An 11,706-nucleotide genomic window follows, 5' to 3' on the forward strand; every position below is an offset into this window, starting at 1 on the left:
CACCCCTCTGCGTCACGCGTTGAAGGCAGGGCGGGGTCCGGTTCGAAAGTCCAGAGATCTCGAGGTCAGAGAATCCGGGTTGCAGTTCCTGTGGTATATGGTATGCCAGCCACAAGACTGAGGTGGGCCTGAGAGGTCACCGCCCGCGGGTTCAGGGAGCGACGATATGAATATCCACGAATATCAGGCCAAAATCCTCCTGAGCGAGTTCGGTGTTGCGATCTCGGCAGGCAAGCCTGTGCTGAACCCCTCCGAGGCCGAGGCGGCCGCCAAGGCGCTGCCGGGCCCGGTCTATGTGGTGAAGAGCCAGATCCATGCCGGCGGCCGCGGCAAGGGCAAGTTCAAGGAAGCCTCCGCCGGTGACAAGGGCGGCGTCCGCATCGCCAAGTCGGTCGCCGAAGTGACCGAGTTCGTGAAGCAGATGCACGGCGCCACGCTGGTGACGATCCAGACCGGTCCCGCCGGCAAGCAGGTCAACCGCCTCTACATCGAGGACGGCTCGGACATCGACAAGGAATTCTATCTCTCGCTGCTGGTCGATCGCGAGACCTCGCGCGTCTCCTTCGTCGTCTCGACCGAGGGCGGCGTCAACATCGAGGACGTCGCGCACAACACGCCTGAGAAGATCATCACCTTCTCCGTCGATCCCGCGACCGGCATCATGGGCCATCATGGCCGCACCGTTGCCAACGCGCTGAAGCTCTCCGGTGATCTCGCCAAGCAGGCCGAGAAGCTCACCACGCAGCTCTTCACCGCCTTCATCGCCAAGGACATGGCCATGCTGGAGATCAACCCGCTGGTCGTGACCAAGCAGGGCCAGCTCCGCGTGCTCGATGCCAAGGTGTCGTTCGACGACAACGCGCTGTTCCGTCATCCCGAGGTGCTCGCGCTGCGCGACGAGACCGAGGAAGACGCCAAGGAAATCGAAGCGTCCAAGTACGACCTCAACTACGTCACGCTCGACGGTAACATCGGCTGCATGGTCAACGGCGCCGGTCTCGCCATGGCGACGATGGACATCATCAAGCTCTACGGCATGGCGCCGGCGAACTTCCTCGACGTCGGCGGCAGCGCCAGCAAGGAAAAGGTCGCGGCCGCCTTCAAGATCATCACCGCGGATCCCAACGTGAAGGGCATCCTGGTCAACATCTTCGGCGGCATCATGAAGTGCGACGTGATCGCCGAGGGCGTCACGGCCGCCGTGCGCGAAGTCGGCCTCAGCGTGCCGCTGGTGGTCCGCCTCGAAGGCACCAATGTCGAGCTCGGCAAGAAGATCATCCGCGAATCCGGCCTGAACGTGGTGCCGGCGGATAATCTCGACGACGCTGCGCAGAAGATCGTGAAGGCCGTCAAGGGAGGCTGAGGCCATGACCCAGGACCATCTCGCCGCATCATCCCCACTTGCAGAGCATGCGCGTCTCGCCGCGTTCGCCGGCGAATGGAATGGCGAAGAGGTGGTCTTCCCATCGCGCTGGTCGACGGGTGGGCCGGCAACCTCTCATGTCGTTGCACGCATGGACCTGAACGGATTTTATCTGATCCAGGACGCGGTCCAGATGCGCGACGGCAAGCAGAGCTTTGCCACCCACGGCCTCTTCACCTTCGACCGTGACGACCGGACCTACAAATTGTTCTGGTACGACTCGCTCGGCTACACGCCGCCCTCGCCCGCCTCCGGCGGGTGGGTCGGCAAGACCCTGACGCTGGTGCGCGGCTCGCTTCGCGGCAATGCGCGCCACGTCTACGAAATCATCGACGAGGATTCCTATTCGTTGAAGATCCAGTTCTCGCCGGACGCGGAAGGTTGGGCTGACGTGCTCACCGGCGTCTACCGCCGCATCCACTGACCTCTCACTCGTTAGTTTCGCGAAAGCAGACCTCATGTCCATCCTGATCGACAAGAACACCAAGGTCATCTGCCAGGGCTTCACCGGCAAGAACGGCACCTTCCACTCGGAGGCCGCGATTGCCTATGGCACCAAGATGGTCGGCGGCACCTCGCCGGGCAAAGGCGGCGCGACGCATCTGGGCCTGCCGGTGTTCGACACCGTGCGCGATGCGCGTGAGAAGACCGGCGCCGACGCGTCGGTGATCTACGTGCCGCCGCCGGGCGCGGCCGACGCGATCTGCGAAGCCATCGACGCCGAGATCCCGCTGATCGTCTGCATCACCGAGGGCATTCCCGTCATCGACATGGTGCGCGTGAAGCGTTCGCTGGCCGGCTCCAAGTCGCGCCTGATCGGGCCGAACTGCCCGGGCGTCATGACCGCCGGCGAGTGCAAGATCGGCATCATGCCGGCCAACATCTTCAAGACCGGTTCCGTCGGCATCGTCTCCCGCTCCGGCACGCTCACTTACGAAGCCGTGTTCCAGACCTCCCAGGAAGGCCTCGGCCAGACCACTGCGGTCGGCATCGGCGGCGATCCGGTCAAGGGCACCGAGTTCATCGACGTCCTGGAAATGCTGCTCGGCGACCCCAAGACCGAATCGATCATCATGATCGGCGAGATCGGCGGTTCCGCCGAGGAGGACGCCGCCCAGTTCCTCAAGGACGAGGCCAAGCGCGGCCGCAAGAAGCCGATGGTCGGTTTCATCGCCGGCGTCACGGCCCCTCCCGGCCGCCGCATGGGCCATGCCGGCGCCATCATTTCGGGCGGCAAGGGCGACGCCGGTTCCAAGACCGACGCGATGAAATCGGCAGGGATTACAGTGTCCCCGTCTCCCGCCCGCCTCGGCCACACACTTGCCGAAATATTGAAGGGCTAATTCACTTCTTCGTACTTTTCCGGGCGAAGTTTCGCAGCAAATAGGGTAAATGGTGCCTGTCGCGCTGGGCCTCTGCCGGGGAGCCCAGCGCCAGCGCCGTTTGTTATGCGCGAACCGAAATCGCCAGGAACTCAAGTATGTCTCGCCAAGACGCGAACGCAGCCTTTGCCCTCTCCTCCTTTTTGCAGGGCACCAACGCCACCTACATCGACGAAATCTACGCCCGCTACGAGAAGGACCCGTCCTCGGTCGACGCCGAGTGGCAGGAGTTCTTCAAGAGCCTGAACGACCAGCCCGCCGACGTCCGGAAGAACGCCGAGGGCCCGTCCTGGGAGCGCACCAACTGGCCGCTGACCCCGCAGGACGATCTGACCTCCGCCCTCGACGGCAACTGGGCCGAGGTCGAGAAGGCGGTCGGTGCCAAGATCGCCGCCAAGGCGCAGGCCAAGGCGGGTGACAAGGGCGCGGGCCTCTCCTCCGCCGATCTGCTCCAGGCCACGCGCGACTCCGTCCGCGCCCTGATGCTGATCCGCTCCTACCGCATGCGCGGCCATTTCCACGCCAAGCTCGATCCGCTCGGCATCGAAGCCCCGCGCAACCGCGAAGAGCTCGACCCCCGCACCTACGGTTTCAGCGAGACCGATTTCGACCGCAAGATCTTCCTCGATCACGTGCTCGGCCTCGAATACGGCAGCCTGCGCGAGATCACCGCGATCTGCGAGCGCACCTACTGCCAGACGCTCGGCGTCGAGTTCATGCATATCAGCAATGCCGCGCAGAAGGCCTGGATCCAGGAGCGCATCGAGGGACCCGATAAGGAAATCTCGTTCACGCGCGAAGGTCGCCGCGCCATCCTGATGAAGCTGATCGAAGCCGAAGGCTTCGAAAAGTTCTGCGACACCAAGTTCACCGGCACCAAGCGCTTCGGCCTCGACGGCGGCGAATCCCTGATCCCCGCGCTCGAGCAGATCATCAAGCGCGGCGGCAATCTCGGCGTGAAGGAAATCGTGCTGGGCATGCCGCATCGCGGCCGCCTCAACGTGCTGACCCAGGTGATGGGCAAGGCGCACCGCGCGCTGTTCCACGAGTTCAAGGGCGGCTCGGCCAATCCCGACGCGGTCGAAGGCTCCGGTGACGTCAAGTACCATCTCGGCGCGTCCTCGGACCGCGAGTTCGACGGCAACCGCATCCATCTGTCGCTCACCGCCAACCCCTCGCATCTCGAGATCGTCGATCCCGTCGTGCTCGGCAAGGTCCGCGCCAAGCAGGACCAGCACGGCGATCCGCCGGACATGCGCATCTCGGTGCTGCCGCTCCTCATGCATGGCGACGCCGCGTTCGCCGGCCAGGGCGTGGTCGCCGAGTGCTTCGGCCTGTCCGACCTGAAGGGCTACCGCACCGGCGGCTCGGTCCACTTCATCGTCAACAACCAGATCGGTTTCACCACCTATCCGCGTTACTCGCGCTCCTCGCCCTATCCGTCGGATGTGGCGAAGATGATCGATGCGCCGATCTTCCATGTGAACGGCGACGATCCGGAAGCCGTGGTGTTCGCGGCCAAGGTCGCGATCGAGTTCCGGCAGAAATTCCACAAGCCCGTCGTCATCGACATGTTCTGCTACCGCAGGCATGGCCATAACGAAGGCGACGAGCCGGCATTCACCCAGCCGGTGATGTACAAGAAGATCGCGGCTCACCCGTCGACGCTGGAGCTCTATGCCCGCCGCCTGGTCAGCGAAGGCGTGTTGACCGAGGGCGAGGTCGACAAGGCCAAGGCCGACTGGCGCGCGCGGCTCGACGCCGAGCTCGAGGCCGGCTCCGGCTACAAGCCTAACAAGGCCGACTGGCTCGACGGCAAATGGGCCGGCTTCAAGATCGCCGACCAGGAAGAAGATGCGCGCCGCGGCGTCACCGGCGTCGACGTCGTCGAGCTGAAGGATATCGGCCGCAAGATCACCAAGGTGCCGGACGGCTTCCGCGCCCACCGTACCATCCAGCGGTTCCTCGAAAACCGCTCCAAGGCGATCGACAGCGGCAACGGCATCGACTGGGCGACCGGCGAAGCGCTGGCGTTCTGCACGCTGCTCAACGAGAACCACCACGTCCGTCTGTCCGGACAGGATTCGGAGCGCGGCACCTTCTCGCAGCGCCACTCGGTCCTGATCGACCAGGAAGACGAGAGCCGCTACACGCCGTTCAACCATCTCGGCAACGAGCAGGGCCATTACGAGGTCATCAACTCGCTGCTGTCGGAAGAAGCCGTGCTCGGCTTCGAATACGGCTATTCGCTCGCCGAGCCGAACACGCTGACCCTGTGGGAAGCCCAGTTCGGCGACTTCGCCAACGGTGCGCAGGTCGTGTTCGACCAGTTCATCTCCTCGGGTGAGCGCAAATGGCTGCGCATGTCCGGTCTCGTCTGCCTGCTGCCGCACGGCTATGAGGGCCAGGGTCCGGAGCACTCCTCGGCACGTCTCGAGCGCTTCTTGCAGATGTGCGCGGAAGACAACATGCAGGTGGTCTACCCGACCACGCCGGCGAACTACTTCCACGTGCTGCGCCGTCAGCTGCATCGCGAGATCCGCAAGCCGCTGATCCTGATGACGCCGAAGTCGCTGCTTCGCCACAAGCGGGCGGTCTCGCGTCTGGAAGAGCTCGCGAAGGGAACGACGTTCCACCGCATCCTCTATGATGACGCCCAGATGCTGCCGAGCGAGGCGGTCAAGCTCGCTCCCGACGAGAAGATCCGCCGTATCGTGCTGTGCACCGGCAAGGTCTATTACGACCTCTACGAGGAGCGCGAGAAGCGCGGCATCGACGACATCTATCTGATGCGCGTCGAGCAGCTTTATCCGGTGCCGCTGAAGGCGCTGGTGGCCGAGCTGTCCCGCTTCAAGAAGGCCGAAGTGGTGTGGTGCCAGGAAGAGCCCCGCAACATGGGGGCCTGGCACTTCATCGAGCCCTATCTGGAATGGGTGCTGAACCAGGTGAACGGTGTGAGCCGGCGTCCGCGTTATGTCGGCCGCGCCGCTTCCGCCGCGACCGCCACGGGTCTGATGTCCAAGCATCAGGCTCAGCTGAAGGCGTTCCTGGACGAAGCACTGAGCTGAGACGTTTTTTAGGACGCTGTCATGCCCCGCCTGGTGCGCAATTGCGCACGGGGGCGGGGCATCCAGTACGCCGCGGCGTTCGTGGTCATCACGGCCGTCACGGCGTCCTGGATCGCCCGCTTTCACGGGCGATGACACCTGTAAAATTCACGACCGCACCGGCGATCCCTTAAGGAAAAGACCATGACTGAAATTCGTGTGCCGACGCTCGGCGAATCCGTCACCGAGGCCACCATCGGCCGCTGGTTCAAGAAGGCCGGCGATGCCGTCGCCGTCGACGAGCCCTTGGTGGAGCTCGAGACCGACAAGGTCACCATCGAAGTCCCGGCGCCGTCCGCGGGCACGCTGAGCGAGATCATCGCCGCCGACGGCACGACGGTTGCCGTTGGTGCGCTGCTCGGCCAGATCACCGAAGGCGCCGCTGGTGCAAAGCCCGCCGCCGCGCCCGCCAAGCCCGCCGCTGCTGCTCCAGCTCCCGCTGCTGCCGCTCCGGCGCCGAGCGCGCCGAAGGCACCGCCGGCCGATTCGCCGCTCGCGCCGTCAGTGCGCAAGCTGTCCGCCGAGACCGGCGTCGATGCCTCGACCGTTCCGGGCTCCGGCAAGGACGGCCGCGTCACCAAAGGCGACATGCTCGCCGCGATCGAGCGTGCGGCCTCCGCGCCGACCCCGGTCAACCAGCCCGCCGCCGCCGTGCAGGTGCGCAGCGCCTCGCCGGCCGATGACGCCGCCCGCGAAGAGCGCGTCAAGATGACCCGGCTGCGCCAGACCATCGCGCGCCGCCTCAAGGACGTGCAGAACACCGCGGCCATGCTGACGACCTTCAACGAGGTCGACATGACCAACGTCATGGCGCTGCGTGCCCACTACAAGGATGCGTTCGAGAAGAAGCACGGCAGCAAGCTCGGCTTCATGGGCTTCTTCACCAAGGCCGTCGTGCAGGCGCTGAAGGACATCCCGGCGGTCAACGCCGAGATCGACGGTACCGACCTGATCTACAAGAACTACTATCACATCGGCGTCGCCGTCGGCACCGACAAGGGCCTCGTCGTTCCCGTCGTGCGCGACTGCGACAACAAGTCGATCGCCGACATCGAGAAGGGCATCGCCGATTTCGGCCGCCGCGCCCGTGACGGCCAGCTCAAGATCGACGAGATGCAGGGCGGCACCTTCACCATCACCAATGGCGGCATCTACGGCTCGCTGATGTCGACCCCGATCCTGAACGCGCCGCAGTCCGGCATCCTCGGCATGCACAAGATCCAGGAGCGGCCGATGGTGATCGGCGGCAAGGTCGAGGTCCGCCCGATGATGTATCTGGCGCTGTCCTACGATCACCGCGTCATTGACGGTAAGGAAGCCGTCACCTTCCTGGTTCGCGTCAAGGAGAGCCTGGAAGATCCGGCGCGTCTGGTGCTGGATCTCTAAGGGAGGCGACGATGGAGGAGCCGTCGCTCGCGCATGCGCTCATCTCCATGGTGCCGTTGCTGCTGACCACCCTTATTTTCTTCTTCTTTGCGATTCCCATCAGTCGCAGGAAGGGTAAGGGGGTCGGCTTCGCCGCCTTGTGCCTGATTCCGTTTCTGACGCCCTTCATTCTGTTCCATCTGATCAGCCTGACAGACAAGTCCGTGCTGGATCGATTGGCGGCACTTGAGGGCAAGACCTCGTAATGCGCTCGAACTCGTGGGGATGGATGTGACGGATAAAGTCGTTGTCATCACCGGCGGCAGCCGCGGCATTGGCCGTGCAACCGCGCTTGCGGCGGCCGCGCGCGGCTATCGCGTCGTGGTCGGCTATGCCAGCAACAAGCAGGCCGCCGACGAGGTCGTCGCGATGATCGCGGCCAGCAACGGCAAGGCGATCGCGGTGAAATGCGATGTCGCCGAGGAAGGCGATATCGTCGAGCTGTTCAAGGCGGCCGACAAGTTCGGCACGCTGGGCGCGCTCGTCAACAATGGCGGCATCGTCGGCACTAGCGGCGTGCGCGTCGATGAGATGTCGGCCGAGCGCATCCAGCGCGTGATGGCGGTCAACGTTACCGGCTCCATCCTTTGTGCGCGCGAGGCGGTGAAGCGGATGTCGACCAAGCATGGCGGCAAGGGCGGCGTCATCGTCAATCTGTCATCGGTTGCTGCCAAGCTCGGCGCGCCCAATACTTATGTCGATTATGCCGCCTCCAAGGGCGCGATCGATTCCTTCACCACCGGCCTCGGCTATGAGGTCGCGAACGAAGGCATTCGCGTCGCTGGCATCCGCCCGGGTCTGATCGATACCGAAATCCACGCCTCCGGCGGCGAGCCCGACCGGCACCATCGTCTCGCCCATATGGTGCCGATGAAGCGTGTCGGCACCGCCGACGAGATCGCCAACGCCATCGTCTGGCTGATGTCGGACGAGGCCTCCTACATCACCGCGGCCACGCTCGATGTGTCCGGCGGTCGCTGACAAGCAGCATGACGGAGAGCAGCTGTGCCAGTGGTCGCGATGGTTGATGGAGTGAAGATCGAATTCTACCCCGATGAGCATCCGCCGCCGCATTTTCATGCCCGCTTTGCCGAATTCGTCGCTCAGATTGACATTCGTACCAGCAAGGTTTTGCGCGGCTCGCTGCCTCCCGCCAAACTCGGCCGTGTGCTATCGTGGGCCGCGGCCCATCAGGCGGGATTGATGAATGCCTGGACTGCCGTGGAAGAATTCCGGAAACCGGAGAAGATCAATGACTGACATCATCGCGATGCAGAGTGCTGAGCCGGTCATTTTTGGCGTTGTGAAGATCGTCTGGAACGACGGCTTCGCAGGTGTCGTCGATCTGCGCCCTTTGCTTGCCAAGGGCGAGATGTTTGCGTTCCTTCGTGCTGATCCGGGCCGCTTCGACGGGCTCAAGCTGGAAGAGCACGGTTACAAAATCTTTTGGCTTGACGATCAGGGTGACGAAATCGATTTCGGGGCCGACTCCCTGAGGCAGCGCGCTGAGCGGCAAGCCAGTCTTCTCCATCTCGCTAGTTGAACGGAAAGTTTTCTCATGGCTACCTACGATCTCGTCGTCATCGGCACCGGCCCCGGCGGTTATGTCTGCGCGGTGCGCGCGGCCCAGCTCGGCATGAAAGTCGCCGTCGTCGAAAAGAACGCCACGCTCGGCGGCACCTGCCTCAATGTCGGCTGCATGCCGTCGAAGGCACTGCTGCACGCGTCCGAGATGTTCGAGGAAGCCGGGCACTCCTTCGCCAAGATGGGCGTCAACGTTTCCGCACCGAAGCTCGAACTGCCCGCGATGATGAACTTCAAGCAGCAGGGCATTGACGGCAACGTCAAGGGCGTCGAGTTCCTGATGAAGAAGAACAAGATCGATGTGCTCAAGGGCGCCGGCAAGATCCTCGGCACCGGCAAGGTCGAGGTCTCCGCCGACGGCAAGTCGCAGGTGATCGAGACCAAGAACATCGTGATCGCCACCGGCTCCGACATCGCGCGTCTCAAGGGCATCGAGATCGACGAGAAGCGCATCGTCTCGTCCACCGGCGCGCTGTCGCTCGACAAGGTCCCCGGCAAGCTGCTGATCGTCGGCGCCGGCGTGATCGGCCTCGAGCTCGGCTCGGTGTGGAAGCGTCTCGGCGCCGAAGTCGTCGTCGTCGAATTCCTCGACCGCATCCTGCCCGGCATGGACGGCGAGATCGCCAAGCAGTTCCAGCGCATCCTCGAGAAGCAGGGCTTTGCATTCAAGCTCGGCGCCAAGGTCACGGCCGTCGATACGTCAGGCAAGACGCTGAAGGCGACCATCGAGCCCGCCGCCGGCGGCGCTGCCGAGACGCTGGAAGCCGACGTCGTCCTCGTCTGCATCGGCCGCGTGCCGTACACGGACGGGCTCGGCCTCAAGGAAACCGGCGTTGCGCTCGATCCCCGTGGCCGCGTGCAGATCGATCCGCATTTCGCCACCAGCGTGAAGGGCGTCTATGCCATCGGCGACGTCGTCGCAGGCCCGATGCTCGCGCACAAGGCCGAGGACGAAGGCGTTGCGGTTGCCGAGATCATCGCAGGGCAAGCCGGCCACGTGAACTACGATGTTATCCCAGGCGTCGTGTATACCACGCCGGAAGTCTCCTCCGTCGGCAAGACCGAGGAGGAACTGAAGCAGGCGGGCGTCGCCTATACCGTCGGGAAGTTTCCCTTTACCGCCAACGGCCGCTCCAAGGTCAACCAGACCACCGACGGCTTCGTGAAGATTCTCGCAGATGCGAAGACCGATCGCGTGCTCGGCGTGCACATTATCGGCCGCGAAGCCGGCGAAATGATCCATGAAGCCTGTGTTCTCATGGAATTCGGCGGCAGTGCCGAGGATCTCGCGCGCACCTGCCACGCGCATCCGACCCGGTCCGAGGCCGTCAAGGAAGCCGCGCTTGCAGTGGGCAAGCGGGCCATCCATATGTAGGCACGCGCCCAGCACAGAATCGGGCGGGAAACACATGCTGCGCCGCCTTCTTCAACCGGTCTGGGTCCTGCTGGCGATCATCTTCCTGATCGAAGCCTGGCTGTGGGACCATCTCGAGCCGATCGTCGCGCGGGTTGTCGCAATCATCCCGCTCGCCCGGTTCAAGCAATGGCTGACGGTGCGCGTCAACTCGCTGTCGCCGGCGATGACGCTGATCGTGTTCGCGGTGCCGATCCTGCCGCTGTTTCCGCTCAAGCTGGTCGGCCTGTATCTGCTCGCGCATGAATATTGGACGAGCGCGGTCTTCACGATCCTGTTCGGCAAGCTGGTCGGTGTCGGCGTCACCGCTTTCGTGTTCGACGTCACGCGCGACAAGCTTCTGGAGATGCACTGGTTCGAGCGGATCTACGAGCTGGTGCTGAGGGTCCGCGCCAAGGCCACCGAGATGGTCGCCCCGATCAAGCGCCGCATCCGCGAGCTGATCGCCGGCAACGGCGAAGGCTGGTCGTCGCGCACGCTGCGCCTGATCCAGCGTTTCAGGAAGAGCGTGCATCAGGCGCGGTGAGCGCGGCCGCAGACTCACTGTCCTCGCCGCATTCCCGGTGTCATCGCCCGGCTTGACCGGGCGATCCAGTATTCCAGAGACGTCAATCGAATACGGAGAGGCCGCGGTGTACTGGATGCCCCGCCTTCGCGGGGCATGACACTGTTTGTGCAGCTCCAAGCGTGCGCGGCATCAACTCCTCAATGCAAATGCAGCAGATGCGGCATCCACAGGCCGAACCCCGTCATGATGATGCCGGCGATGGTCAAGATACCGGCGACATAGGCCAGCGCGATCATGCCGGTGATGATGGTGGCCGAGGCCAGCACGATGCCGATCTGGAAGGCGGCCGACGCCAGCTCGAAATGATGGTACTTCGCGGTCGCCTCGTCGCGCACGTGCTCGGCATGCTTGGCCTTCTCGGCGAGCTGCTCGGTGCCTTCGCCGGTCTCGGGCTCGGAGCGATAGCGCTGCGCCGTCTTGGTCCAGTCGTCGATCTGCTTCTGCACCGTCGCCTTCAGGGCGTCGTCGGTGGTGGCACCGAGCGTGAGCTTGCCCTGCTCGGATGCGGTGATCACCACGGTGCGGCGGACGCTCTTGGCCTGGAAGAAGGCCCAGAGGTTGGCGGCCTCGACGTTCTTGCTGATCGATTCGGTCTGGGCGCCCTTGCCGAGCGTCTCCGAGATTGCCAGAAACAGCGCCAGCACGGCGATCAGGAGGGCGATCTTCTTGTTGGAGCCGGACGCGTGTTCGGCGTGCTCGGCATGCTCCATGCTTTCATGTGCGCTCATGATTCCCCTCCTGCTGTGGCCCGCTACGATTGACCGAATGCGTTGCCGGACGCAAGCGTCAAGCCGCGCACGCGT

General features: G+C 64.1%; 12 protein-coding genes. 11 read left to right on the forward strand and 1 reads right to left on the reverse strand.

The genetic code is table 11. The annotated features are described in order from the left end of the window. The first annotated feature begins 166 nt into the window (after positions 1-166). The 11 genes from sucC (at position 167) to AB7532_RS02000 (ending at position 10,861) form a co-directional block, all read left to right on the forward strand. Positions 167-1,363 (forward strand): ADP-forming succinate--CoA ligase subunit beta, encoded by a 1,197-nt coding sequence (gene sucC / locus AB7532_RS01950; RefSeq protein ID WP_441233153.1) that lies wholly within the window; start codon positions 167-169, stop codon positions 1,361-1,363. Positions 1,364-1,367: 4 nt separating this feature from the next. After that, positions 1,368-1,847, forward strand: coding sequence for a DUF1579 family protein (locus AB7532_RS01955; protein WP_441233154.1), 480 nt, complete (start codon positions 1,368-1,370; stop codon positions 1,845-1,847). A gap of 34 nt (positions 1,848-1,881) precedes the next feature. Continuing rightward, complete coding sequence (sucD, locus tag AB7532_RS01960; protein ID WP_441233155.1) at positions 1,882-2,766, forward strand: succinate--CoA ligase subunit alpha; 885 nt, start codon at positions 1,882-1,884, stop codon at positions 2,764-2,766. 137 nt (positions 2,767-2,903) lie between these two features. Further along, on the forward strand, positions 2,904-5,873 hold the full coding sequence (locus AB7532_RS01965; RefSeq protein WP_441233156.1) for a 2-oxoglutarate dehydrogenase E1 component: 2,970 nt from the start codon (positions 2,904-2,906) through the stop codon (positions 5,871-5,873). 183 nt (positions 5,874-6,056) lie between these two features. After that, positions 6,057-7,298 carry a 2-oxoglutarate dehydrogenase complex dihydrolipoyllysine-residue succinyltransferase gene (gene odhB / locus AB7532_RS01970; protein ID WP_441233157.1) on the forward strand — a complete coding sequence of 414 codons (1,242 nt, stop codon included), beginning with the start codon at positions 6,057-6,059 and terminating at the stop codon, positions 7,296-7,298. An 11-nt stretch (positions 7,299-7,309) separates the two neighbouring features. Beyond that, the gene (locus AB7532_RS01975) at positions 7,310-7,543 is read left to right on the forward strand and encodes a hypothetical protein (RefSeq protein ID WP_441233158.1); all 234 of its coding nucleotides are present in this window, start codon (positions 7,310-7,312) and stop codon (positions 7,541-7,543) included. A 25-nt stretch (positions 7,544-7,568) separates the two neighbouring features. After that, complete coding sequence (locus tag AB7532_RS01980) at positions 7,569-8,318, forward strand: SDR family oxidoreductase (protein WP_441233159.1); 750 nt, start codon at positions 7,569-7,571, stop codon at positions 8,316-8,318. Between the two features lie 24 nt (positions 8,319-8,342). Continuing rightward, positions 8,343-8,597 (forward strand): DUF4160 domain-containing protein, encoded by a 255-nt coding sequence (locus AB7532_RS01985; protein ID WP_441233160.1) that lies wholly within the window; start codon positions 8,343-8,345, stop codon positions 8,595-8,597. Continuing rightward, positions 8,590-8,880: a hypothetical protein gene (locus AB7532_RS01990; protein ID WP_441233161.1), complete on the forward strand. Its 291-nt coding sequence runs from the start codon at positions 8,590-8,592 to the stop codon at positions 8,878-8,880. The genes AB7532_RS01985 and AB7532_RS01990 overlap by 8 nt, the downstream gene beginning before the upstream one ends. A 15-nt stretch (positions 8,881-8,895) precedes the next feature. Beyond that, positions 8,896-10,296, forward strand: coding sequence for a dihydrolipoyl dehydrogenase (gene lpdA / locus AB7532_RS01995; protein WP_441233162.1), 1,401 nt, complete (start codon positions 8,896-8,898; stop codon positions 10,294-10,296). Positions 10,297-10,330: 34 nt separating this feature from the next. Further along, entirely contained in the window at positions 10,331-10,861 is a 531-nt protein-coding gene (locus tag AB7532_RS02000) for a hypothetical protein (protein WP_441233163.1), read from the forward strand. 179 nt (positions 10,862-11,040) lie between these two features. Here the strand turns inward: AB7532_RS02000 and AB7532_RS02005 are convergent, their stop codons facing one another. Next, positions 11,041-11,631: a DUF4337 domain-containing protein gene (locus AB7532_RS02005; RefSeq protein WP_441233164.1), complete on the reverse strand. Its 591-nt coding sequence runs from the start codon at positions 11,629-11,631 to the stop codon at positions 11,041-11,043. Between the last annotated feature and the right edge of the window lie 75 nt (positions 11,632-11,706).

The organism is Bradyrhizobium sp. 930_D9_N1_4 (assembly GCF_052076015.1).
Classification (GTDB): domain Bacteria; phylum Pseudomonadota; class Alphaproteobacteria; order Rhizobiales; family Xanthobacteraceae; genus Bradyrhizobium.